Annotated in this window: 18 protein-coding genes; 11 read left to right on the forward strand and 7 right to left on the reverse strand. The window is 64.7% G+C overall.

Annotated elements, in window-relative coordinates; genetic code table 11:
• Positions 1-234: 234 nt before the first annotated feature.
• From O7A60_RS09165 to O7A60_RS09215, 11 genes are all read left to right on the forward strand, one after another.
• Positions 235-1,698, forward strand: a complete 1,464-nt coding sequence (locus tag O7A60_RS09165; RefSeq protein WP_337105961.1) for a phospholipase D-like domain-containing protein — start codon at positions 235-237, stop codon at positions 1,696-1,698.
• 142 nt (positions 1,699-1,840) lie between these two features.
• Positions 1,841-2,641 carry an endonuclease/exonuclease/phosphatase family protein gene (locus O7A60_RS09170; RefSeq protein ID WP_140504068.1) on the forward strand — a complete coding sequence of 267 codons (801 nt, stop codon included), beginning with the start codon at positions 1,841-1,843 and terminating at the stop codon, positions 2,639-2,641.
• A gap of 123 nt (positions 2,642-2,764) precedes the next feature.
• Positions 2,765-3,085 (forward strand): hypothetical protein, encoded by a 321-nt coding sequence (locus tag O7A60_RS09175; protein WP_337105964.1) that lies wholly within the window; start codon positions 2,765-2,767, stop codon positions 3,083-3,085.
• Between the two features lie 129 nt (positions 3,086-3,214).
• Positions 3,215-3,817: an ANTAR domain-containing response regulator gene (locus O7A60_RS09180; RefSeq protein ID WP_337105965.1), complete on the forward strand. Its 603-nt coding sequence runs from the start codon at positions 3,215-3,217 to the stop codon at positions 3,815-3,817.
• Between the two features lie 2 nt (positions 3,818-3,819).
• Complete coding sequence (locus tag O7A60_RS09185) at positions 3,820-5,046, forward strand: CmpA/NrtA family ABC transporter substrate-binding protein (protein ID WP_337105966.1); 1,227 nt, start codon at positions 3,820-3,822, stop codon at positions 5,044-5,046.
• Between the two features lie 210 nt (positions 5,047-5,256).
• Positions 5,257-5,583, forward strand: coding sequence for a hypothetical protein (locus tag O7A60_RS09190; RefSeq protein WP_181166645.1), 327 nt, complete (start codon positions 5,257-5,259; stop codon positions 5,581-5,583).
• A gap of 65 nt (positions 5,584-5,648) precedes the next feature.
• Positions 5,649-6,950, forward strand: a complete 1,302-nt coding sequence (locus tag O7A60_RS09195; RefSeq protein ID WP_337105967.1) for an MFS transporter — start codon at positions 5,649-5,651, stop codon at positions 6,948-6,950.
• 20 nt (positions 6,951-6,970) lie between these two features.
• Complete coding sequence (gene nirB, locus O7A60_RS09200; protein ID WP_337105968.1) at positions 6,971-9,421, forward strand: nitrite reductase large subunit NirB; 2,451 nt, start codon at positions 6,971-6,973, stop codon at positions 9,419-9,421.
• Between the two features lie 5 nt (positions 9,422-9,426).
• Positions 9,427-9,756, forward strand: coding sequence for a nitrite reductase small subunit NirD (gene nirD / locus O7A60_RS09205; RefSeq protein ID WP_140504078.1), 330 nt, complete (start codon positions 9,427-9,429; stop codon positions 9,754-9,756).
• Between the two features lie 3 nt (positions 9,757-9,759).
• Positions 9,760-12,624, forward strand: a complete 2,865-nt coding sequence (locus tag O7A60_RS09210; RefSeq protein WP_337105969.1) for a nitrate reductase — start codon at positions 9,760-9,762, stop codon at positions 12,622-12,624.
• A gap of 316 nt (positions 12,625-12,940) precedes the next feature.
• Positions 12,941-13,855 (forward strand): hypothetical protein, encoded by a 915-nt coding sequence (locus O7A60_RS09215; RefSeq protein ID WP_337105970.1) that lies wholly within the window; start codon positions 12,941-12,943, stop codon positions 13,853-13,855.
• 273 nt (positions 13,856-14,128) lie between these two features.
• On the opposite strand, the gene amaB is transcribed toward O7A60_RS09215, so the two are convergent.
• The 7 genes from amaB to O7A60_RS09250 form a co-directional block, all read right to left on the reverse strand.
• On the reverse strand, positions 14,129-15,643 hold the full coding sequence (gene amaB, locus O7A60_RS09220) for an L-piperidine-6-carboxylate dehydrogenase (protein ID WP_337105971.1): 1,515 nt from the start codon (positions 15,641-15,643) through the stop codon (positions 14,129-14,131).
• Positions 15,644-15,834: 191 nt separating this feature from the next.
• Entirely contained in the window at positions 15,835-17,109 is a 1,275-nt protein-coding gene (locus O7A60_RS09225; protein ID WP_337105972.1) for an RNA polymerase sigma factor, read from the reverse strand.
• Positions 17,106-17,480, reverse strand: coding sequence for a YciI family protein (locus O7A60_RS09230; protein WP_337105973.1), 375 nt, complete (start codon positions 17,478-17,480; stop codon positions 17,106-17,108). The genes O7A60_RS09225 and O7A60_RS09230 overlap by 4 nt, the downstream gene beginning before the upstream one ends.
• Positions 17,481-17,563: 83 nt before the next feature.
• The gene (locus tag O7A60_RS09235; RefSeq protein ID WP_337105974.1) at positions 17,564-18,679 is read right to left on the reverse strand and encodes a DNA topoisomerase IB; all 1,116 of its coding nucleotides are present in this window, start codon (positions 18,677-18,679) and stop codon (positions 17,564-17,566) included.
• A 145-nt stretch (positions 18,680-18,824) separates the two neighbouring features.
• Complete coding sequence (locus O7A60_RS09240) at positions 18,825-19,709, reverse strand: transglutaminase family protein (protein ID WP_337105975.1); 885 nt, start codon at positions 19,707-19,709, stop codon at positions 18,825-18,827.
• Between the two features lie 12 nt (positions 19,710-19,721).
• On the reverse strand, positions 19,722-22,133 hold the full coding sequence (locus tag O7A60_RS09245) for a circularly permuted type 2 ATP-grasp protein (protein WP_337105976.1): 2,412 nt from the start codon (positions 22,131-22,133) through the stop codon (positions 19,722-19,724).
• 9 nt (positions 22,134-22,142) lie between these two features.
• The gene (locus O7A60_RS09250; protein ID WP_337105977.1) at positions 22,143-25,502 is read right to left on the reverse strand and encodes a transglutaminase family protein; all 3,360 of its coding nucleotides are present in this window, start codon (positions 25,500-25,502) and stop codon (positions 22,143-22,145) included.
• Positions 25,503-25,517 lie beyond the last annotated feature (15 nt).

Genomic DNA, 25,517 nt, shown 5'->3' on the forward strand with positions numbered 1-25,517 from the left:
AAGCCCTGGAAAACCAAAGCAACGCGGGCGGACGCCGGATCACAACGGCCCTATGCTTCCCCGGGGTCACGGGTGGAGGCCGCTTTCAGCGCCCTGGTTGGCTTGCTCAAATAACCGAGCGCCACCCGTTCTTGCATCCGTAGACACAACCCGGTAGCGCCGCGCGGCCAATGGGCGATGTGAACATCGCCGGCTGCATTGCCTTCCGCGGGCGCTCGCTGGATAGTCCCGGCAATGTTCGAGACCCTGGTGATTCACTGGACCCAAATACTGGCGATCATCTCGGTGGTGATGGCGACCATCGGCATCGCCCATGCCGTCATGACCAAGGAGGACGTCCGCGCCGCCACCGGCTGGGTCGGCATCATGGTGCTGTCGCCGATCCTCGGCGTGCTGATCTACGCCGTGGCCGGCATCAACCGCATCCGCCGCGCCACGATCAGCGCGCAGCGCCCGTTTGCCGAGGGCCTGGTGTCGGCCAAGCATGAGCGCGACGTCGCCGCCGAAGAGGCGCTGATCGTCGAGCGCTATGGACAGCGCTTCACCGGCCTCAGGACGCTGGGCGACAGGGTGGCGCGGCGCGCGCTCAACCCGGGAAATGCAATCGACGTGCTGGAGAGCGGCGACGAGGCCTATCCCGCAATGTGCGCGGCGATCGACGGAGCCGAGCGCAGCGTCCTGCTCGAAACCTATATTTTCGACAATGACGGCGTCGGCCTGCTTTTCGTCGAAGCGCTGGCCGGCGCTGTCCGGCGCGGCGTCACCGTGCGTGTGCTGATCGATGCCGTCGGCGCCCGCTACTCCGTCCCCAGCATCCTGGGACATCTGCGCCGCGCCAACATCACGGCCGATGTCTTCAACGGCAACATCGTCATGGGCCTGCGCTTGCCCTATGCCAACCTGCGGACCCACCGCAAGATCCTGGTGGTCGACGGCACGGTTGCCTTTACCGGCGGCATGAACATCCGCAAGGGTTTTTCGTCGGAGTTCGCCGGGTCGAACAGCGCCAGGGACACGCATTTCCAGGTCACCGGACCCGTTGTCGCCGATCTCTTCTCGGTCGCCGCGGAAGACTGGCGCTTCGCCACCAAGGAGGCGCTGAAGGGCGATGCCTGGCGGATCGTGCCGGTTTCACCGCCCGCCGGCCAGCCGATGCTGGTGCGTGCGGTCGCATCCGGGCCGGATGCCAGCAACGAAACCAACCACAAACTGCTGATCGGCGCCTTCTCGGTGGCGCGCAAGTCGATACGCCTGATGTCGCCCTATTTCCTGCCGGACCGGGAACTGATCAGTGCCCTGGTCACCGCAGCCAGGCGCGGCGTCGAGATCGATGTCGTGGTGCCGGCGGTGAACAACCTCTTCCTTGTCGACCGCGCGATGACCGCGCAATTCGACCAGATCCTGAAGAATTATTGCCGCATATGGCGCACGGAAGGACCCTTCGACCATTCCAAGCTGCTTTCCATCGACGGCGTGTGGGCCTATGTCGGGTCCTCCAACCTCGACGCCCGCTCGCTGCGGCTCAACTTCGAGATCGACCTGGAGATCCTCGACGCAGGCTTCGCCACCGAGATCGAGACCCGGATCGAAACGGCGATCGAAACGGCCGTCCCGGTCACGCTGGCCTCCTTGCGGGCGCGTCCCTTCATCATCCGCCTGTTCGACCGCATCCTCTGGCTGGGTTCGCCCTATCTCTAGAAAAAACCATTATCTCCGAGAAAAATCCTATCTTTAACAAAATGACGTGTTTGCCCGGTAGCATGTCACCAACGATGGAACATCGGCCGAAAGACTCTATTTCTAGGTGCATGGTGAGAACCGTAGGGATGATGGGCGGGTTATGCGAATGAGCGGGCGCAGCCTGCCGGCCAGCATGCTCCTGTCCATTCGCGACAGGCGGATGCGCAAGGCCAACGCCTTGTCGCCGAAGAAGGACGGCGTCACCGGGACGCTGGTCGCCTCCTACAACGTCCACAAATGCATCGGCGTCGACCGCAAGTTCGATCCCGACCGCACCAGCCGCGTCATCCGCGAGATCGCCCCCGACGTGATCGCCCTGCAGGAGGCCGACAATCGTTTCGGCGACCGTGTCGGGCTTCTCGACCTGCACCGCCTCGAACTGGAAACCGGCCTCGTGCCGGTGCCCATTTCCGCAACGGGCAAAGGCCATGGCTGGCACGGCAATGTCCTGCTGTTCAAAAGGGGCGTCGTTCGCGACGTGCATCAGATCAGGCTTCCGGGTCTCGAACCGCGCGGCGCCGTGGTGGCCGAGATCGATTTCGACGGAAATCAGTCCTTGCGCATCATCGCGGCCCATCTCGGATTGCTGCGCCGCTCGCGCTCGCAGCAGGCCCAGGTCGTGCTCGATCTCATGAACAGCCCCGATGAGAAGCCGACGCTCCTGCTCGGCGATTTGAACGAATGGCGGCTCGGAAACCGCTCCGCGCTGAACACGCTGCACGCGACCTTCGGCCCGCAGCCGCCGGCAGTCCCCACCTTCCCGTCCAACCTGCCGCTGCTGGCGCTCGATCGGATCATGGCCAACCGGCACGGCATCATCGCGGCCGTCGAAGCGCATGACACACCGCTGTCGCGCGTGGCCTCCGACCATCTGCCGCTGACCGCCTTCGTCCATTTGTAGTGATTTTTGCCGCGCGTCGGTCACGTCTTGATGTCCGCCGCGTTGGAAAGCGTGTGGTATGTAGCTTGGAACAAGCCCGTCCTGTCGCGAGTTGATGCCAGTCAACCCGCAGGAGGACGAAACGTGAAGAAAGTGATTTTGGCTTCCCTATTGGCGTTTGCCGCGACGGCTTCAGTCATTGCGCCAACGCAAGCCGCAAGTGTGACGATCCAGTCCGACGACGGCAACCAATATTCCTCGGATGACGATTCCGGGATTGTCGTTCGCCGTCATCATGTGCGCCGTTATGACAACGAGTATGATGGCGACCAGAACGCTCAGTACGATGACAACGACAATGGCGGCTATCGCTGGCACCGCCGGCACCACCGTTGCCACACGGAAACGATCGTGCATTGGCGCCACCATCACAGAGTGTTCGAGGACGTTCGCGTCTGCGGCTGAGCCCGCTCCGTCTCCTGATCCAATCCTTGGCGGATTGCCGCCAAGGATAGCCGTTGACGGCCGTCGCCTTTCCACGGATGCGGCTATTGCCGCATTGCACAAATTCCCGAGCATGCCCACAATGCGGGCATGATCCGAACTTCCCTCGCCGTCCTGGTGATCGACGAAAACCGCATCCGCGCTTCGATAATCGAGGCCGGCTTGCGCGATGCGGGCCATGAGCGGGTCACCGTTATCCATGACGTCAGCGGCATTGCGCGCCGCATCGCCGAGATCGAGCCCGACGTCATCGTCATCGACCTGGAAAACCCCAACCGCGACATGCTGGAAAACATGTTCCAGCTGTCGCGTGCGGTGAAGCGGCCGATCGCCATGTTCGTCGACCGTTCCGACCAGGCCTCGATCGAGGCGGCGGTCGATGCCGGCGTTTCGGCCTATGTCGTCGACGGATTGAGGCAGGAGCGCGTCAAGCCGATCCTCGACATGGCGGTGAGCCGCTTCAACGCTTTCTCGCGCATGGCGCGCGAACTGGAAGAGGCGCGCAGCGAGCTCGAGAGCCGCAAGGTGATCGACCGCGCCAAAGGCATCCTGATGAAGTCGCGCGGCCTGACCGAAGAGGCCGCCTACACGCTGCTGCGCAAGACGGCGATGAACCAGAACCGCAAGATCAGCGATATCGCCCAGAGCCTGGTGACTGCCGCCGGGCTTCTCGGACCGGCGGAGGACGAATAGACATGGGCGCCGAGCATCAGATCACCGCCGGCTTCATGCCGCTGTTCGATAGCGCCGTCCTGGTCGCGGCCGGCGAACTGGGCTTTGCCGCGCGCGAAGGCATCGATCTCACCCTGCACCGCGAGACCTCCTGGGCCAACATCCGCGACCGCATCGCCATCGGCCATTTCGACCTCGCGCACATGCTCGGGCCGATGCCGCTCGCCTGCAATCTTGGCCTCACCCCCCTCGCCTCCGAGACCATCGTGCCCTTTTCGCTGGGGCTCGGCGGCAACTGCGTCACCATCTCCAACGCCGTCTGGGCGGGCATGGAGGCGCACGGTGCCGTGCCCGATCTCGATCCGGCGCGCGCCGGCGCGGCCCTTCGCGCGTTCATCCGCGAGCGGGCGGCCGCCGGCCGCGACCCACTGCGCTTTGCCGTCGTGCATCCCCATTCCGGGCACAATTACGAACTGCGTTACTGGCTTGCCGCCTGCGGCATCGATCCCTCGCGCGAAATCGAGATCGTCATCGTGCCGCCGCCCTTCATGGCCGACGCGCTGGCCGCCGGCCGCATCGACGGCTATTGCGTCGGCGAACCCTGGAACAGCGCCGCCGTGGCGGCCGGCACCGGCCATATCGTCACCGTCAAGGCGCTGCTCTGGCGCAACAGCCCCGAGAAGGTGATCGGCGCGCGCAAGGCTTGGGCCGAACAGAGCCCCGAGGCGCTGGCGGCGCTCTTGCGCGCACTGCATCACTCGGCGCGCTGGTGCCAGGATCCGGCGAACCGCGACGAATTGGCCGCGGTGATGGCGCAACGTGGCTTCCTTGGCCTGCCGCCGGCCGTCCAGATGCCGATCCTGACTGGCCGTCTCCGGCTGGGCGGCGGGGCGGAACTGAACATCGACGACTTCTTCGTGCCGTTCGACAAGGCGGCCAACTTCCCCTGGAAAAGCCATGCGCTGTGGTTCTACACGCAGATGGTCCGCTGGGGGCATGTCGCGCACACGCCGGAAAACCTTGCCATCGCCCGCGATTGCTACCGGCCAGACCTGTACCGGTCGGCGTTGAAGCCGCTCGGCGTGGCGCTGCCGGGCGCCAATGCCAAGGTCGAGGGCGCGCTGAAGGTGGCGACCCCGGTGGGCTCGGCGGGCGCAAGCCTGGCGCTCGGCCCGGACGGCTTCTTCGACGGCCAGATCTTCGATCCCGACGAGATCGACGCCTATATTGCGAGCCAGTCGCACCGCTGATCATTCGCGCGCCATTCTTGTGCATTGCACAAAATTTATGCGATCCATCGACCGGAGTGGTCAATGTTTGACCTTGTCCGTTCCTGGCGCGACCGAAGCATGAGTCGGCGATCCAACTGATTTCGTTAGACATTCCGGCCAGTTCAGAAACTGGCACGGTTCCTGCATTGAAATAAACGAGCCCTTCTCGGGCAATCGAACAGGTGTCCAATGGCGGGCGCCACAGGCAAAGCTGCCGCTCAGGTCTACACGCGATCCCGGATGTACGGACGCGAGGGCCTGGACGGCGGCTTTTTTGTTTTGGACCCGAACACGCAATCAACGGAGCGCCGTTCCCAAGGCGCCCAACCGGAGACGACGATGACGAAACGGATCGGAACAACATCCCTCAAGGATTTCACCCGCCGCGATTTTCTGGTGAGCAGCGCGATGACCGCGGTGCTGTTCACCGTGGCGCTCCTGCTGTTTCCCACCGGCACCAAACCAGAGGGCAAGGCTCCGCAAGTGATCGCGCAGGGCGCGGCCTCTTCGCGCTGACCTATGCCGCACCGCATTCACCACCCAAGAACGAGCGCGGCGATGCCCGCAAACCGGAGCCTGACATGACCGCAAATCTCCCAGCCGCGCCCAGCCAGGACACTGCTCCCCGGCAGGCGCTCGTAATGTCCACCATCGCCTTCACCGTCTGCTTCGCGGTGTGGACGATCTTTTCGATCATCGGCGTGCGCATTAAGCAGGATCTCGGGCTGAATGAGACGGAATTCGGCCTGCTCGTCGGCACGCCGATCCTCACCGGCTCCCTCGTGCGCATGGTGCTCGGCGTCTGGACCGACCGCTTTGGCGGTCGGCTGGTCTACACCGCGACCATGCTTGCGGCGGCAATCGCGACCTTCCTGCTGGCTTTTGCGCACACCTACGCGCAGATGCTGGTCGCCGCGCTCGGCGTCGGGCTAGCCGGCGGCTCCTTCGCCGTCGGCGTGTCTTATGTCTCGCGCTTCTTCCCCGCCGACAAGCAGGGCACGGCCCTCGGCATCTTCGGTGCCGGCAATGTCGGGGCCGCGGTCACCAAGTTCCTGGCGCCTTTCGTCCTTCTTTCCTGGGGGTGGCAGTCGGTTGCGCTGATCTGGGCGGCGGCACTCGTCGTCATGGCTTTCGTCTTCTGGTTCACCACCGGCGATGATCCGGTCATTCGCGAGCGCCGTGCCGGCAAGGCGACACCCACGAGGAGCTTCTGGCAGGAATTCGCGCCGCTCAAGAACCTGCAGGTCTGGCGCTTCGCCTTCTACTATTTCTTCGCCTTCGGTGCGTTCGTGGCGTTGTCGCTGTGGCTTCCGCGTTATCTGATCGGCGTCTACGGCTTCGGTCTCGCGACCGCCGGCATGATCGGCGCGGCCTATTCAATTCCCGCAAGTGTCTTCCGCGCTTATGGCGGCGTGCTCTCCGACCGGATCGGCGCCCGCACCGTGCTCTATTGGACTTTCGCGGTCAGTGCCGTCGCGACCTTCATTCTGTCTCTCCCCTCGGCAGACTACGTCGTACGCGGCATCAGCGGGCCGATCGCCTTCCATTTCGAGATCGGCCCGCTCGCCTTCATCGCCGTTGCCTGCGTGCTCGGCTTCTTCATGAGCCTTGGCAAGGCCGCCGTCTACAAACACATTCCCGCCTATTATCCACAGAGTGTCGGCGCGGTTGGTGGCGTGGTGGGCATGATCGGCGGTCTCGGTGGCTTTATCCTGCCGATCGCCTTTGGCGCACTCAACGACCTCACCGGCGTCTGGTCGAGCTGCTTCATGCTGCTCTTCCTGATCGTCGTCTCCTGCTTTGCCTGGATGCACTTTTCCATCCGGCGCATGGAGCGCGCGACAGCCGCCGAAGCTCCAGACCTTTCCTACGCCGCAGAGTGACACGGGAGCGGAGTAAGCACATGACCGAAAAACTCGTCATCATCGGCAACGGCATGGCCCCCGGGCGCATGCTGGAGCATCTGCTGGAACAGGCGCCGGGCCGCTACGCCGTCACTATCTTCAACGCCGAGCCGCGCGTGAACTACGACCGCATCATGCTCTCGCCCGTGCTGTCAGGCGAAAAGGCCTATGAGGAAATCATCATCCATGGCGACGGCTGGTACATCAAGCACGGCATCACCCTCTACAAGGGCCACAAGATCGTAGCCATCGACCGCCAAGCGAAGACCGTCACCTCCGATCACGGCGTGACCGAGCCCTACGACAAGCTCGTCATCGCCACCGGCTCTGTACCGTTCATCATCCCGGTGCCCGGCCACAACCTGCCGGGCGTGCTGACCTATCGCGATCTGGATGACGTCCGCGCGATGATGCTTGCCGCCCAGTCGCGCGCCAAGGCCGTGGTCATCGGCGGCGGCCTGCTCGGGCTCGAGGCCGCGGCCGGACTGAATTCGCAAGGCATGGATGTCACCGTGCTGCATGTGATGCCGACGCTGATGGAGCGCCAGCTCGATCCGGCCGCCGGCTATCTCCTGCAGCGCGCCGTCGAACAACGCGGCATCAAGGTCATCACCAAGGCCAACACCCAGGCGATCACAGGCAATGGCAAGGTCGAGCAGGTGGAACTCGCCGACGGCACAATCATCCCGGCGACCCTGGTGGTGATGGCGGTCGGCATCAGGCCGAATGCGGCGCTGGCCAAGGATGCAGGCATCGCCGTCAACCGCGGCATCGTCGTCGATGCCGGGATGCGCAGCAACGACCCCGACATCTTCGCGCTCGGCGAGTGCGCCGAGGTGGGCGGCACGGTCTACGGGCTGGTGGCGCCGCTCTACGAGATGGCGCGTGTTGCCGCTCATCAGCTTGCCGGCGACGAGACCGCCGCCTTCGTCCACATGGACACACCGACCAAGCTCAAGGTCACCGGCATCGACCTCTTTTCGCTCGGCGACTTCGCCGATGGCGACGACCGCCAGGAGATCGTGCTGCGCGACGCTTCCGCCGGCGTCTACAAACGCCTGGTGCTCAGGGATGATCGCATCATCGGCACCGTGCTCTATGGCGAGACGGCTGACGGCGCCTGGTTCAACGACCTGAAGAAGAAACAGACCGACATATCGCAAATGCGCGATACGTTGATCTTCGGCCAGTCCTACCAGGGGGGTGCCCCGCTGGACCCTATGGCGGCCGTTGCAGCCTTGCCGGATGATGCGGAAATCTGCGGCTGCAACGGCGTCTGCAAGGGCAAGATCACGGGCGCGATCACGGGCAAGGGCCTGACTTCGCTCGATGACGTGCGCGCCCACACCAAGGCGTCGGCCTCCTGCGGCTCCTGCACAGGGCTGGTCGAAAAGCTGATGGTGCTGACCCTCGGCGACACCTACAACCCGGCCGCGGTGCAGCCCATGTGTTCCTGCACCACGTTCGGCCATGACGAAGTACGCCGGCTGATCAAGGCCAAGCACCTGAAGACCATTCCGGCGGTCATGCAGGAACTGGAGTGGAAGACCTCCTGCGGCTGCGCCAAATGCCGGCCGGCACTCAACTACTATCTCGTCTGCGACTGGCCGGACGAGTATGCCGACGACTACCAGTCGCGTTTCATCAACGAGCGCGTCCACGCCAACATCCAGAAGGATGGCACCTATTCGGTGGTGCCGCGCATGTGGGGCGGCGTGACCAATGCGGCCGAACTGCGCGCCATCGCCGACGTCGTCGACAAGTTCGAGATCCCGATGGTCAAGGTCACCGGCGGCCAGCGCATCGACATGCTGGGCATCCGCAAGGAGGACCTGCCGGCGGTGTGGGCCGATCTCGGCCAGGCCGGCTTCGTCTCGGGCCATGCCTATGCCAAAGGGCTGCGCACGGTGAAGACCTGCGTCGGCTCCGACTGGTGCCGCTTCGGCACGCAGGATTCGACCGGGCTCGGCATCCGCATCGAGAAATTCATGTGGGGTTCGTGGACCCCCGCCAAGGTCAAGATGGCGGTGTCGGGTTGTCCGCGCAACTGTGCCGAGGCGACCTGCAAGGATGTCGGCGTGATCTGCGTCGACAGTGGTTACGAGATCCACTTCGCCGGTGCCGCCGGTCTCGATATCAAGGGCACGGAAGTGCTCGGCCTGGTCAGGACCGAAGACGAAGCGCTGCAGCACATCGTGGCGCTGACGCAGATGTATCGCGAGCAGGGCCGCTATCTCGAACGTATCTACAAATGGGCCAAGCGCATCGGCATAGCCGAGGTCAAGCGCCAGATCATGGACGACGGCGAGAAGCGCCAGGCCTACTACGAGCGCTTTGTCTTTTCGCAGAAATTCGCCCAGGTCGATCCGTGGTCCGAGCGCGTCTCCGGCAAGGACAAGCACGAGTTCCGGCCCATGGCCTCGGTCGGGTTTGCGCAGGCGGCGGAGTGACAATCATGAACTGGATCGCGATCGGCACCATCTCCGATATTCCCCGGCGCGGCGCGCGCTGTGTCGCCACACCTCAAGGCAAAATCGCCGTCTTTCGCACGGCGGACGACGAGGTCTTCGCCATCGAGGACCACTGCCCGCACAAAGGCGGACCGCTGAGCCAGGGCATCGTCCATGGCGCGGCCGTGACGTGTCCTCTGCACAATTGGGTGATCTCGCTGGAGACGGGCAAGGCGCTTGGCGCCGACGAGGGCGCCGTGCGCACGATTCCCGTGAAGCGGGAAGGCGAGCGCCTGTTCATCGCGCTGGAAGCGCTGGCCAGCCGCGCGGCCTGAACCATGGAGATTGACGAAGCACGCGAGGTGAGGACCACCTGCCCCTATTGCGGGGTGGGCTGCGGCGTACTGGCAAAGGTCGCCGCGGACGGGCAGGTGTCCGTCCGTGGCGACCCCGATCATCCTGCGAATTTCGGCCGGCTCTGCTCGAAGGGCTCCGCGCTCGCCGAGACCACCGGCCTCGACGGCCGGCTGCTCCATCCACAAATCCACGGCCGAGGCTCCTCTTGGGATGAGGCGCTCGACCTCGTCGGTTCGACCTTCTCCCAAACCATCGCCGAACATGGTCCCGACGCGGTCGCCTTCTACGTCTCCGGCCAGTTGCTGACCGAGGATTACTATGTCGCCAACAAGCTGATGAAGGGTTTTGTCGGCTCGGCCAACATCGACACAAATTCGCGTCTCTGCATGGCGTCCTCGGTCGCCGGCCACCGCCGCGCGTTTGGTTCGGACACCGTGCCGGGAACCTACGAGGATCTGGAACTCTCCGATCTCGTCGTGCTGGTCGGCTCCAACCTCGCCTGGTGCCATCCGGTGCTTTATCAGCGCATCGCGGCCGCGCGCGAAAAACGGCCCGAGATGAAGGTGGTGCTGGTAGACCCACGCCGCACCATGACATCTGACATCGCCGACATGCATCTGGCGATCGCGCCGGATGGCGACGTCGCCCTGTTCACCGGCCTGCTCGCATGGCTCGGCCAGCACAATGCGCTCGACCGTGCCTATATCACGGCGCATACGTCCGGCTTTGGACAAGCACTGTTCGCCGCCTCGGCGCTCGACCTTGCCGGCGTCGCTGCCGCCACGGGGCTCAGCGAAGACGAGCTCGGCCGTTTCTACAGCCTGTTCGCCAGGACGGAGAAGACAGTCACCGTCTACAGCCAGGGCGTCAACCAGTCGTCCCAGGGCACCGACAAGGTCAATGCGATCATCAACTGCCATCTCGCCACTGGCCGTATCGGAAAACCGGGCGCCGGGCCGTTCTCTGTCACTGGCCAGCCCAACGCCATGGGGGGCCGCGAGGTCGGCGGCATGGCCAATATGCTCGCCGCCCATATGGAGATCGAAAACCCCGAGCATCGCGAACGCGTGCAGCGCTTCTGGAATGCGCCGGCGATTGCCGGCAAACCGGGCCTCAAGGCGGTCGATATGTTCAAGGCGGTTGCCGACGGACGCATCAAGGCGCTGTGGATCATGGCCACCAACCCGGTCGATTCGATGCCGGATGCAGGCGCTGTCGAAGCGGCGATCAAGGCCTGTCCCTTCGTCGTGGTCTCGGACGTGCTGGCCGAGACCGACACGGTCCGCCATGCCCATGTCCGGCTGCCGGCGACGGCCTGGGGCGAGAAGGATGGCACCGTCACCAACTCCGAGCGCCGCATCTCGCGCCAGCGCGCGTTCTTGCCGGTCCCCGGCGAGGCGCGGCCCGACTGGTGGATCATTGCCGAGGTGGCCCGGCGCATGGGCTTTGACGGGGCGTTTGCGCATGAGACGCCGGCGGAGATCTTCGCCGAGCACGCCGGGTTGTCGGCATTCGAGAATGACGGCGAGCGCGATTTCGACATTGGTGCGTATGCTGGTGTTGATGAAGAAGACTACGACGCGCTTCAACCATTCCAGTGGCCAGCGCCGAGCCCAGGCACCCCCCTCTGGCCTGCCGGCCATCTCCCCCCCCACAAGGGGGGAGATCGGATGTTGTCGCGGCCTTCGCCAATCTTCAACGTTGCTAGACAGGCGCCGGCGCCAAAGCAGCTAATCTCCCCCCTTGCGGGGGAGATGGCCGGCAGGCCAGAGGGGGGTGTTCAAGCTCGACATCCGCCACAAGCGGGCGGCACCACCGGGCACCAATCCACCCGCTTCTTCGCCAACGGCAACTTCTACACGCCCGACCGCAAGGCACGCTTCATCGCCATCCGCCCAACCGTCGAAACCCGCATCACCTCCGACTTCCCGCTCATCCTCAACACCGGCCGCATCCGCGACCACTGGCACACCATGACGCGTACGGGCAAAAGCCCGCGCCTGTCCCAGCACATCGCCGAGCCGTTTGTCGAAATCCACCCAGTGGATGCGCAACGCCACGGCATTGGCGATGCCGACATCGCACGCGTCTCGACCCCGCGCGGCGAGGTGCTGGTCCGCGCGCTGGTGACCACGCGCCAGCGCCAGGGCAGCCTGTTCGCGCCGATGCACTGGACGGACCAATTCGCCGCCAGGGCCCGGCTCGACACGCTCACCGCATCGCTTACCGATCCGGTGTCAGGCCAGCCGGCGTTGAAGCATGTCGCGGCCAGCATCGAGAAATTCACCGCCAGGACCTTCGGCTTTGCCGTGACACGCAAAAGACCCGCGACGATGGCCGCCGACTACTGGGCGGTAGCCAGATGCCGGGGCGGCTGGCGGGTCGAGCTTGCCTTTGCCAATGACGATGTCGACTGGACGGCCTTCGCCGGTTCGCTCTTCGATACCGCGGATGCCGAAGTTCTCGCCTATCACGACCGCGAGGCCGGCCAACACCGCATCGCCGCCTTCGATGGCGAGCATCTGACGGGTGCCTTGTTCATCGCGCCAGGTCCGGTCGCGGTGTCGCGCGGCTGGGCGGCCGAGCAGCTCGGCGAGGTCCACGCCAGCCAGCGTCAGCGCTTCCGGATCGTTGCCGGTCGCGCCGGTGCCGGACGGCCCGATGCCGGCGCGACCGTCTGTTCCTGTTTCAACGTCGGGGTCAACCAGATCACGGCTGCCGTGGCCGCTGGCTGCACCACCGTGGACGCCATCGGCGCCGCGCTGAAGGCAGGCACCAATTGCGGCTCCTGCCGGTCCGAGATCCGCGCGATCATCGCGGCCAACCAGGTTCAGGCCGCCGAGTGAAGGCGACCCGCCAGGCCGGGCTGAACTCCGGCCGGAAGTTGGGATCGAACCTTTCCAGCAGGATCGACTTCGCGGGTGATGGGGTGAAAGACGCCGCCAGGGACCAGCAACCGGAAATGCCCCTGCGGGCGACCGTCGCGTGACGCCGCTCGCGTGGCCGGATCCCACCGTTCGGCTGACCAGTTGGGAGGTGTTTTCCAAGCCATAGCAAGCAGTTGGCGAAATGCGCCATGAAATCGTCGCCGTAGATCTGTGGCTCGGCTGGCGCTGTCCTCCGCAATTGGTACGTCTGGACAGGCGTGTTGAAGACTGAAAAATGGAGAACGCAACCTCGCCATCCGAGTTGATTCAAAGCATCGGGAGATCAGCGCTGAATCTGGAAGACATAGCCGGCCATCCGGCCTTGCACCGCTACGTTCAGGAACAGTCGCAGTCCCTGATCCGCATCTATGAGGAAAGCCCGCGCCTGGCTTCCATCTTTGCCACACAGCAGCGCTGGCTTTTGGGTCATGTTGGCCTTGCCATGCACTTCAGGCGAGACCCGAATGACCGCCGCAAGGAGCTGACCGTATCGCGTTTCATCGAGGTCGTGCACAAGAACGCGGTGGCCAGCCGCAACACGGCGGACGCCTTCATCAAGGAGATGCTGCACTACAACATCGCCGAGTATGTGGCGGGCGGCGACGGCCGCACGCATCCCCTGCAGCCGACAGCGGCCACCATCGAGCGATTCACCGGCTGGGTAACAGCCCATCTGCGCACGCTCGACCACATCGACGGCGGCGACCGGCTGGCCAGATTCCTGGAGCGGCCCGAGATGCTTGCCACGCTGCAGCCGCTGGTGGCTGACGGCCTGCTTGCGTCCAAGCCGGTGCGCGAACCCAACCAGACCTTCTCCCTGTTCATCTGGCTCAACAATGGCGGCATCGTCATGGACTGGCTGATGTCGGGCATCGACCCCGACCACGCCGGCCTGGAGCGGATTCCGACCGGCGTGGTTTCGATCGGTGACTTCGCCAAATGGCTCAAGCTGTCGCGGACCCATCTCGGCCGCAAACTGCGCACGGCGGAGGAACTCGGCAGCGTTGGCTGGCTTGGTCAGCGCGGCCATTCGGTGATGTGGGTGTCGAACGGATTCTACGAGGAATACATGACCGTCCAGGCCGCCAAGCTGGCCGTCGTCGACACCGCCTTCAAGGCCTGTTTTCCACCGTCGCAGGGCGACGGCTGAGCAGCGCCGCGCATGAGAGTCATTCCAGGAAAAGTGTGAAGCGTTTCGTCCGGAATTGTACCAGAACAGGTGGATTGACCGGTTCCGCGTTTGCGTGGCTGCGCGACGCCGAGGACCTCGGCAGCGTCGGTTGGCTCGGCCAGCGCCCAGTCACGAAAAGCCGGCGCTGGACAGACGTCAGAGCCTGTCCAGCGTTACTGCTGCGTGTACACCCTCCACCTGTGTCGATTGATGCTCGCCGAGCTTGATCGACACCGATCGCGGGCGGCGTTCTCAATCGATGTCGAACGAGACGCCTTGGGCGAGCGGCAGCGCCTTGGAATAGTTCACCGTGTTGGTGGCGCGGCGCATATAGGCCTTCCATGCATCGGAGCCGCTCTCGCGGCCGCCACCGGTTTCTTTCTCGCCGCCGAAGGCGCCGCCGATCTCGGCCCCTGAGGTGCCGATATTGACATTGGCGATGCCGCAATCCGAACCATCGACACCGAGGAAGCGCTCGGATTCCTGCAGGTCGCGGGTGAAGATCGATGACGACAGGCCGGCGCCGACCGCATTGTGCTCGTCAAGCACGGCGTCGAAATCCGAATACTTCATCACATAGAGGATCGGCGCGAAGGTTTCTTCCGTTACTGGCGAAACCTGCTTTGGCATTTCGACCAGCGCCGGATGGACATAATAGGCATCCGGATGGCCATTCTCGACCCGTGTCCCGCCGGTCACCTTGCCGCCATGGGCGGTCGCTTCGCTCAGGGCCTTCTGCATGGCATCGAACGCTGCCTTGTCGATCAACGGCCCGACCAGCGACGAGGTCTGCAGCGGATTGCCGACCGAAACGCTCTGATAGGCCTTCTTCAGCCGCGGCACCAAGGCGTCGTAGACGCTGTCATGGATGAACAGGCGGCGCAGCGTCGTACAGCGCTGGCCAGCCGTGCCCATGGCCCCGAAGGCGATGGCGCGCAGCGCCATGTCGAGATCGGCCGTCGGGCACACGATGCCGGCATTGTTGCCGCCCAGTTCCAGCACCGCTCGTGCAAAACGCTTGGCCAGGCGCGGACCGACATCCCGGCCCATGCGGGTCGAGCCGGTGGCCGAAACCAGCGGCACCTTCGGATGATCGACCAGGATCTCGCCGACGGCGCGGTCGCCGATCAGCACCGGCGCCAGGCCTTGCGGTGCGTCCGCGCCGAAACGCTTGACCGCACGCTTGAAGATCGCTTCGCAGGCAAGCGCCGTCAGCGGCGTCTTCTCGGAAGGTTTCCATACCACGGCATCGCCGCAGACCAGTGCGAGCGCTGCGTTCCACGACCACACGGCGACCGGGAAGTTGAAAGCCGAGATGACACCGACGACGCCGAGCGGATGCCAAGTTTCCATCATACGGTGGCCGGGACGCTCGGTGGCGATGGTCAGACCGTACAATTGCCGGGACAGACCGACGGCGAAATCGCAGATGTCGATCATTTCCTGCACTTCACCGAGCCCTTCGGAGGGGATCTTGCCAACCTCGATCGACACCAGCCGGCCCAGCTCGGTCTTGTGCGCGCGCAGTTCTTCGCCCAGCAGCCGAACCAGTTCGCCACGCTTGGGACCCGGCACCAGCCGCCAGGACTGGAATGCCTGGTGGGCGTCATCAATAGTCTTTGCCGCGTCGGCCGGCGAGATCGTCTTCAGCGCCGCGATCTGCTCACCCGTCACCGGGCTGCGCACGATCAGGTCGCCGCCGACAAGCGCCTCCTTGGCCACGCCCAGTTTCGCCAGAAGCTCGGCCGTTTCCTTCGCTATCGTCATTTTTGTCCCTTTCAGATCCCGCCGCTCGTGTGGCGTGGGTCAACGTCTTGCGCCATGCCTTCCCGCGCCGTTGCGGCTGGAAGGGGCTATCATGGCGTGCCATTACCTGTTTCAGGGGAAAATCGCCACCCCGGCATGGTCCAAGCCCAGGCTGCACGATTGAGCCAGACGACCCTTGGAGCAGAACTGGCTCAGTTTGCCTTTTTCGCCGGCGCGCGCACGGCGCCGTCCTTGATCAGACGGTCGATATGCATGCGGATATGGGCTGCTTCCGCCGCCGTGTTGGCGAGCGCAATGGCGCGGTCGAAGGCAATGCGTGCCTCCTCGCCCCGGTCGAGTTGCATCAAGAGCCCGCCCTTGAGGCCGAAGAAATGGAAATAGCCGGATAGTCTCTGTTCGAGCGGCTCGATCATCGCCAGCGCCGCTTCCGGTCCGCGCACCTTGGCCACCGCGACCGCACGGTTGAGCGTGATGACCGGCGACGGCTGCATCTGTTCGAGCAGGCCGTAGAGAAGGTCGATCTCCACCCAATCCGTGTCCTCGGCCTTCTCGGCCCGCGCGTGGAGCGCCGCGATCGCCGCCTGCACCTGGTAAGGGCCGGGCTTGCGGTGGCGCAGGGCCTTGTCGACCAGCGCCAGCCCTTCGTCGATCATCTTGCGGCTCCACAGGCTTCGATCCTGGTCCTCGAGCAGCACGATCTCGCCATCGGCATCGAAACGAGCCGGTGCGCGTGCGTGCTGCAGCAGAAGCAGGGCCGTCAGCCCCATGATCTCCGGCTCGGTCTGGAACAATCTGAGCAGCAGCCGGGCGAGCCGGATCGCCTCCTCGCACAGCGGCGCGCGGGCCGGCGCCTCGCCGCTGTTGGTCGAATAGCCCTCGTTGAAGATCAGGTAGACCATGGACGCGACCGCCGCGAGCCGCTCGGAGCGCTCGACCGCGTCCGGCGTCTCGAACGGCACGCCGGCGTCCGCGATGCGCGCCTTGGCGCGGGTGATGCGCTGCTCCATCGCACTCTCGCCGACCAGGAAGGCGCGCGCGATCTGCTTGACGGTGAGGCCGGAGACGACGCGCAGCGCCACTGCGATCTGCTGTGTTGCGGGCAGATCAGGGTGACAGCAGATGAACAGCAGCCGCAGGATGTCGTCGCGGTAATGCGCGCCGTCCAGCCGCTCCGCGATATCGCTCTCGGCGTCTTCCAGATCGGATATCTGGTCTTCCTCCGGCAACGGCGCCTGCTTGGCACGCTTGCGCACCGCGTCGATGCCGCTGTTGCGGCCGACGAAGATCAGCCAGGCCGCCGGATCGCGTGGCGGCCCGTTCTGCGGCCAGTTCTTCAGCGCCTTGAGACAAGCGTCCTGGAAAGCTTCCTCCGCGGTATCGAGATCGCGGAAATAGCGCAGCAGTGCGCCCATCGCTTGTGGGCGGGCAGCGCTGATCGCGGAGCTTATCCAGGCGAATTCGGTCATGCTGAAACCCTGGTTGGATGGAACACCGATACCGGCCGGATCTCATAGGAACCGCCGCTCGGGTTGACCTCGGAAAGCTCGCGGGCGAATTCGACGGCCTCGTCGAGGTCAGCGCAATCGAGCGTATAGAAGCCGAGGAACTGTTCCTTGGTTTCGGCGAACGGCCCGTCGATGACCAGCGATTCGCCTTTCACTTTCCGCAGCGTCGTTGCCGCAGTCGTCGGCAAAAGCCGCGCCACGGGCCCAAGCCGCCCGGCGTTGGCATACTTCTCCTGGACACCGAGCAGGTCGGCCATGACCTTGTCGTCCTGTTCCTTGCTCCAGGAGCAGACGACATCTTCGGAGGCGTAGCAGAGGATGGCATAGAGCATGGATGGTCCTTTCTGTAGCAAAGGACGAAACAGTAGGGCCGATCCCGACATGGCGTCGACAAAAAAAACGAGACGCCGCGGATTCAGCGGCCGCTGATTGCCGCCGATCGACTCTCCTGCGTCTTCAGCCATCTCAGCACGAGCGCTTCCTCTTCGTCGAGACCGTCTATGGATCGCTTGCGCTTGTTGGCTTCCGCCATTTCGGCAAGCAGCCGTCCTTCGCTCCAGGCCTCGAAGACCTGCGGGTGGATATAGCATTTGCGGCAGACCGCGCGCGTATTGCCCAGCCGTTCGGCCACTTTGTCGATGATGTTGTTCATCACCCGCTTTCGCTGTGCCTGGCTTTCAGGCAGTTCCGTCTGTGCAAACAGCGACGCGGCATGGATGGTGCCGCCCCATGTGCGGAAATGCTTCGAACTGAACGCGTCGCCGGCGGCGTCCCGGATGTAGCGGTTGACGTCGTCGGAGCGGACCGGGCGTCTGTCGTCCCTCTCGTCGAGATACTGGAACAGTTTCTGGCCCGGCAGGTCCTGCGCGCCCCGAACGATCCCGGCGATGCGGCGGTCCACCAGCTTCAATCTCCATTCCTTGCCGGACTTTCCCTTGAAGGCGAAGCGCAGGCTCGACCCCTTGATGTCGACATGCCGATCGCGCAACGTCGTCAGGCCGAAGCTCTTGTTATCGCGTGCATAGGCCGCGTTGCCGACGCGGATCATCGTGTTGTCGAGCAGCCAGACCACCGCTGCGACGACGCGTTCGAGCGGCAGGCCGTGACGGCGCAAGTCGCTGTCGATTCTGCGCCGAAGGTCCGGCAGGCTTTCGGCGAAAGCGACGAGGCTGGAATATTTGACACCGTCGCGCTCCTCGGCCCATTGCGGGTGATAGCGATACTGCTTGCGCCCCCGCTGATCCCTCCCGGTCGCCTGGATATGCCCATCCGGATCGGGCGAAATCCAGACATCGGTCCAGGCCGGCGGAATGACGATGGCCGCGATGCGCGCCCTGTCGGCATCGGAGACCGCTCTCCCGTGCGGTCCCTTGTAGGCAAATCCCTTGCCAGCCTTCAGCCGGCGGATGCCGGGCTCGGCATCGCTGACATAGGTGAGCGCGGTACCCCGGGCGGAAATCTGTGGTCGATTCTTGGGTACGCTATCACCGCCAGCCAATCGGCTACGCGACGATCCGGTTCTCTGCAGCATGACGGCTCCACGCAAAATGTCCGTAGATAAGCTGCGGGCTGACTGCTGGTTCCACACCCCGTCTGGAAAGCAGGATCCAGTGGCGTCGGCGAGGCAATGCGCTGCATCTGTGTCGGCGGAAAGGACAGCCGGCGGCGCGCCCTTTTTACACCTTTTCGAGCATCACCGGGATGACGTCGACAGCCTGTTCTCCGACCTGTCCGCCGGTCGTCTTCAGCACACCGACGATGGGCGCCACATCCGAATAGTCGCGCCCGTAACCGACGGTGATATGGTCGTTGGAAGCCCGCATGCCGTTGGTCGGATCGAACTCCTGCCAGCCGGCATCACGCCCGCACCAGACCTTGACCCAGGCATGCATGGCATCCGCACCTTCCAGCCGCGGCTTGCCCTTGGGCGGAATGGTTCGCAGGAAACCGCTGACATAGCCGGCCGGAATGCCGAGTCCGCGCAGCCCGGCGATCATGATGTGCGAGAAATCCTGGCAGACGCCCCGCTTCAGCCGAAAGGCATCGCTGGCCAGGGTCCGCACCGTGGTCGCTTCGCCATCATAGGTGAAATCATGGTGGATGCGCTGGCAGAGGCTCATAGCCGTGCCGGCGGTCGAGCCACCGATGCTGTCTTGCGCATAGGTGGTGATCGCTGCATCCATGCCGGCGTGGCCGCTTGCCACCAGGAAGTGATGCGGCGACGCCGGGGCCAGCGACCGCACGGCCGCCAGCTCCCGCCTCAGTCGGCCGATATCCGGCGACACGTCGAGCCCAGGCTCGGGCCGCGACACCGAAACGCGCGCGCTCATCCTTATGTCGAGCGCTTCATGCGCGTCGCGAAACGCGATCGAGGTAACGTTGTTGCGGAAAAAATCGGTAAAGTCGGATCGTTCATTGGGTGCCGGTTCAAAGGACAGCGAAGCGGCGATGACGCGCTGCACGCCGCCAATGGTCGGCGGCAGCACCCGCACCTGATGCCGGCCGCCGCCGGCAGCGGCGGCGTAGTCGTAATGGAGCAGAAGCCGGATGTCGTACAGCATGGCCATTGCTTTCTAGCCGAAATAGGCTTTGGCGAGGCTGTTGTAGAGGCCGCCGATTTCGCTGGCGAGTTCGTTCAGCGCCTTCGTCGTCATGTCAGCCGGCTCCTTGATGGCGATGGCGGTATTGAGCTGCAGGATCTCCTTGGCCGCCGCCGACATGTGCCCCTCGCCGCCGGTCGCCGGCAGCAGCCCTACCTCGGTCTTCAGCCTTTCCAGCTGGAACAGGATGGAGCGTGGATTGAGCGGATCGAGCGCCAGGAGATCGACCACCGTGCGCCGGCCGGCCTGCACCGGATATTGCCGGCGATGGGTCATGACGCTGTCGCCGATCTCCAGCATCATGTCCAGCGCGCCATCCGGCGCCTTGCTGCCTGTCAGTCGGGCCAGCGTGCCGGCGATCTGGATGCCACGCTCCAGCCGCCGGCCGATCTCGAGGAAGCGCCAGCCGGCGAAACGGTACATGTTCTCGTGCAGCAGGCCGGAGAATCCGGCAAGCTTGCGCAGAATGACGGTCATGGCCCGCGTCGCGTCGTCGCCGGGCGCCACGGTGGTGGCGAACCGATGGATCGTCTTCGACAAATCCTTGAGCGCCAGCCAGCCATCCGGCGAGAAACGATCGCGGATCTGGCCGGCGCTGTAGACGGCGCTGTCGAGCATGCCGATCAGCCCTGGTGGGATCGCCGTTTCGACATCGATGCCGAACGGTTCGAGATAGTCCCTGACATCTGCCAGCAGAGGCATGTCGGGATCGGATGTTTCGGCGAGCCGCACATGATAGGCGCGCAGGATGCGCACGGTGTCTTCCGAGCGTTCGATGTAGCGGCCGAGCCAGGTCAGGTTTTCCGCCGCGCGGCTGGGCAGGCTACCCGGCCTGGTGCGGTTGAAGCTGTCGCCCTCCTGCGGCAGCAGCGTCTCGCGCTCGACCGGTCTGTCGCTGACCACCCAGACATCAGCCGCCTGGCCGCCGCGCTGCATGGCGATCGCCGTCGGGTCGAGCGACAGGCCGACGCGGGCGAAACCGCCGGGCATCACCGTCCATCCCTCGGGCGTGCGCGCCAGATAGACGCGCAAGCTCGCCGGCCGGGGTTCCAGCCAGCCGCCGACATAGACGGGTGTCGTCGAAAGTGTCACCGCTTCCTGGCCGACGAAGGCCTCGCCATCGCGTTCGATGCGCGCCACCAGTTCCGCCCGTTCCCCGACCGACAGCGCCGAGCCGAGCTTTGTCTGTCCGTCATCCTCGAAGGCAAGTCTTGTCGACAGCGCCGGGCCGACCACCATGCGGTCGATATTGGCGAGGACATGGGCGCGCTCCGTCGCCTGCCCGCACCACCATGTCGCCACACTGGGCAAAAGCAGCTCCTCGCCCCACAATTCGCGCGCGATCTTGGGCAGGAAGGCAAGCAGCGCACGCGTCTCCATCAGGCCCGATCCCAGCGCATTGACGGTGGATACCGTACCTTGCCGGGTCGCTTCGACCAGGCCCGGCGTGCCGATCTGCGAATCCGGACGCAGCTCGAGAGGATCGGCGAAGGCGGCGTCGAGCCGCCGCCACAGCACGCTGATCGGCATCAGGCCCGACACGGTGCGCACCATGAGCCTGCCGCCGGAAACAGTCAGATCCTCGCCTTCGAGCAGCATGATGCCGAGGTAGCGGGCGATATAGGCGTGTTCATAGTAGGTTTCGTTGAGCGGCCCCGGCGTCAGGATGGCGACGCGGCCGTCGCTCTCCTTTGCCATTCCGATCAGCGCATCGCGGAAGCGACGGAAGAAGCCGGCGAGCCGGTGCACATGCATCTCGCCATAGATGTCGGACAAAGCGCGCGTGGTGGCGACACGATTCTCCAGCGCGAAGCCGGCGCCCGAAGGCGCCTGGGTGCGGTCGCCAAGCACCCACCAGCGGCCATCGGGCCCGCGGCCGAGCTCGAAGGCGCAGAAGTGCAGGAAATGCCCTCCGGCCGGCCTGGTGCCGACCACGGGCCGCAAATATTCAGGGCTCGCCGCGATCAGCCCTGCCGGCAGGATGCCTTTTTCGACCAGTCGGTTCTGTCCATGGATATCGGCGACAATTTCCTCGAGCAGGTCGGCGCGCTGCACCAGGCCGGCGCTGATCGCCTGCCACTCGCCGTCCTCGATGAGCACGGGAATATGCGCCAGCGGCCATTCGCGCTCGTTGGCGCCCGCCTTGTCATAGACGCGGTAGTAAACACCCGCATCGCGCAGATACTGGTCGGCGCGGGCGAAGCGCTGGCCGAGCTTTTCGGCCCCGAGTTCGTCCAGCGCTTCGACAAAATCCTTCCAGACCGGGCGGGGATTGCCCGACGCGTCGACCATCTCGTCGACGACGCCGTCAATCGGCTGGTAGTGCTCCAGCAGGCTATGGGCCTGCGGCTTGCCGCGTACCCTTTTGTGATTCCCCTTTGCCATATGGTCAGATCACAGTCTTGGTGGACGCCTGAGGTCAAGGGTCATCGGGAAATCTTCCCCCGGCTGTTCTTCACGCAACACATAGCCGGACGGGGTATGGCCGCGCGGTTCGAAGCGGGCGAGCCGCCGTGCCTCGGCCTCGTTGCCGTTGACCGGGAAGGTGTCGTAGTTGCGCCCGCCGGGATGGGCGACATGGTAGACGCAGCCGCCGACCGCCCTGCTCGACCAGCGGTCGTAGATGTCGAACACCAGCGGCGTGTTGACCGGCAGTGCCGGATGCAGGCCTGAAGCCGGCTGCCAGGCCTTGAAGCGCACGCCCGCTACCGCGACCTCGCGGTTGTCGGTAGCCCTCATCGGCACGATGCGGCCGTTGCAGACGATCGCATGGCGCTCCGGATTGAGACCTTCGGTCTTGACCTGCAGCCGTTCGACCGAGGAATCGACGAAACGCACCGTGCCGCCGATCGCGCCCTGCTCGCCCATGACATGCCATGGCTCCAGCGCTTGCCTGAGCTCCAGCTTGATGCCCGCATGCTGGACTTCGCCGCAGAAAGGAAAGCGGAATTCGAGCTGGGCGTCGAACCATTCGGGCCGGAACTCGAAACCATTGAGCTTGAGGTCGTCGAGCACATCGAGAAAGTCCGCCCAGACATAGTGCGGCAGCATGAAGCGGTCATGCAGCGAAGTGCCCCAGCGCACGAAGCGTCCGTCGAGCGGGTTCTTCCAGGCGCGTGCGATGATGGCCCGCACAAGCAATTGCTGCGCCAGAGACATGCGCGCATTGGGTGGCATCTCGAATCCACGGAATTCGACAAGGCCAAGCCGACCGGTCGGTCCATCGGGCGAGAATAGCTTGTCGATGCAGATTTCCGAGCGATGCGTATTGCCGGTGACATCGGTCAACAGATTGCGGAACAGGCGGTCGACCAGCCATGGCAAGGGTGCGGCCCCCTGGTCGGGATGCGGCACCTGCGCCATCGCGATCTCGAGCTCATAGAGTGAATCGTGTCGCGCCTCGTCGAAGCGCGGCGCCTGGCTGGTCGGGCCGATGAACAGCCCGGAGAACAGATAGGACAATGAGGGACGCCGTTGCCATTGTAGCACCAGGCTCTTCAGCAGGTCGGGCCGGCGCAGGAACGGACTGTCATTGGGCGTGGCGCCACCGACCACGACATGGTTGCCGCCGCCGGTACCGGTGTGGCGGCCATCGATCATGAACTTGTCGGCGCCAAGCCGCGTCTGCCGCGCCTCGTCATAGATCGCCGTCGTCGTCGCCACGCAATCCTGCCAATTCGAGGCGGGATGGATGTTGACCTCGATGACGCCGGGGTCGGGCGCGACGCGGATGACATTGAGGCGCGGATCCTGCGGCGGGCCGTAGCCCTCGATATGCACGGGAAGGCCAATCGCCTTTGCCGCGTTCTCGGCAGCGGCGACGAGTTCGAGATAGTCTTCCAGCGCCTCGACCGGCGGCATGAAAACGCACAGCCTGCCGTCACGCGGTTCGACCGAAAGTGCAGTGCGCACGGCGCCGCCGATCTCGGTGATCTCCTGCTCGACCCGCTCCTGCTGGCCGGTCGCCGCCGTGAACGACACCGCCTGCTGGCGGCGGGCCATTTCGTCGGCACCTTCCAGTTCGGCCGGAGCGGCCGCAGGCAAGATTGCTTCCCGCACGGGCAGCGGGCCGCGCGGCAGCGACGGATCGACAGGCACGATGTAGGGGAACTGCGCCGGCGGCACATGAGGAAGCGTGCCCAGCGGCAGACGATAGCCGACCGGGGAATCGCCCGGCACCAGGAACAGCCGGCCGCGCCGCGTCGTCCACCTCTCCGAACGCCAGCGCGGATCGGACGCCTGGCTGTTCCAGCGCTGCACCGGCAGCACATAGCCTGACGGCTTGGTCAGCCCACGCTCGAAGACGCGCGCCATGCGGCTGCGTTCCTCCGGATCTTCCAGCTTGGAGTTGGACGGGTCGACATTCTCGGGCAGCTTGCCTTCCTTGAGCAGCCATTCGGCTGGATCCTCATAGGCTTCACTGACCATGGACGTATCGATGCCGAGCTCGCCGGCGATCGCCGTCAGCAGGCTTTCGGCCTGTTTCGGCCCGACATCAGCCGAGCTTTTTTCCGGCGCGATCAGCGACGGATCGCTCCAGACCGGCTCGCCGTCGGCGCGCCAAAAGAGCGAGAAGGTCCAGCGCGGCAGGCTTTCACCGGGATACCATTTGCCCTGGCCGTAATGCAGAAAGCCGCCGGGCGCGAAGCGCTCGCGCAGGCGGCGGATCAGGGCGTCGGCCTTTTCACGCTTGCTCGGCCCGACGGCGGCGGTGTTCCACTCGGCGGCCTCGAAATCGTCGATCGACACGAAGGTCGGTTCGCCGCCCATGGTCAGCCGCACATCCCCGGCCGCGAGCGCGGCATCGACCTTGTTGCCGAGCGCGTCGAGCGCCTGCCAGCTTTCATCCGAGAACGGCTTGGTGATGCGCGGATGCTCGGCGATGCGATCGACCCGCATCTCGAAGCCGAACTCGACATTGGCAAAGCTCGCCATGCCCGAAATGGGTGCCGCATTGCGGAAATGCGGCGTGGCGGCCAGCGGCACATGGCTCTCGCCGGTGAGCAGGCCGCAAGTCGGGTCGAAACCGATCCAGCCGGCACCGGGAAGATAGACCTCGCACCAGGCATGCAGGTCGGTGAAATCGACTGATGTGCCAGCCGGCCCATCCAGCGCGACAAGGTCGGGCTTGAGCTGGATCAGATAGCCCGAGACGAAACGCGCGGCGACGCCGAGATTGCGCAGGATCTGTACCAGAAGCCAACTCGAATCCCGGCAGGAGCCCTTGGCCGCCGCCAGCGTTTCCTCGGGTGAAAAGACGCCGGTCTCCATGCGCACGATATAGGCGATCTCGCGCTGCAGACGCGCATTGAGGTCGACGAGGAAATTGACCGTGTTCGGCGCGCTGCGGTCGACGGTTTCCAGGAAAGCCGAGAGAAGCGGCCCCGCCGGCTCCGGTGCCCGGTAGATGGCCAGATCATCCCTGATTTCCTCGGGATAATCGAACGGGAACGCCTCCGCCGACGGTTCGACGAAGAAGTCGAACGGATTATAGACCGTCATGTCGGCGACGAGATCGACCTCGATCTTCAGCTCCGTCACCGGCTCGGGAAAGACAAAACGGGCGAGGAAGTTGCCGTAGGGGTCTTGCTGCAGATTGACGAAGTGGTTCGCCGGCTCGACCTTGAGCGAATGGCTCAACACCTTGGTGCGGGAATGCGGTGCCGGCTGAAGCCTGATCACCTGGGGACCCAGAACCACCGGCCGGTCGTATTTGTAGTGGGTCAGGTGGTAGACGGCTGCCAGAATTGCCATGGGGCCCCGGAATTC

It is taken from the genome of Mesorhizobium salmacidum (SeqCode), from assembly GCF_037179605.1.
Classification (GTDB): Bacteria; Pseudomonadota; Alphaproteobacteria; order Rhizobiales; family Rhizobiaceae; genus Mesorhizobium; species Mesorhizobium salmacidum.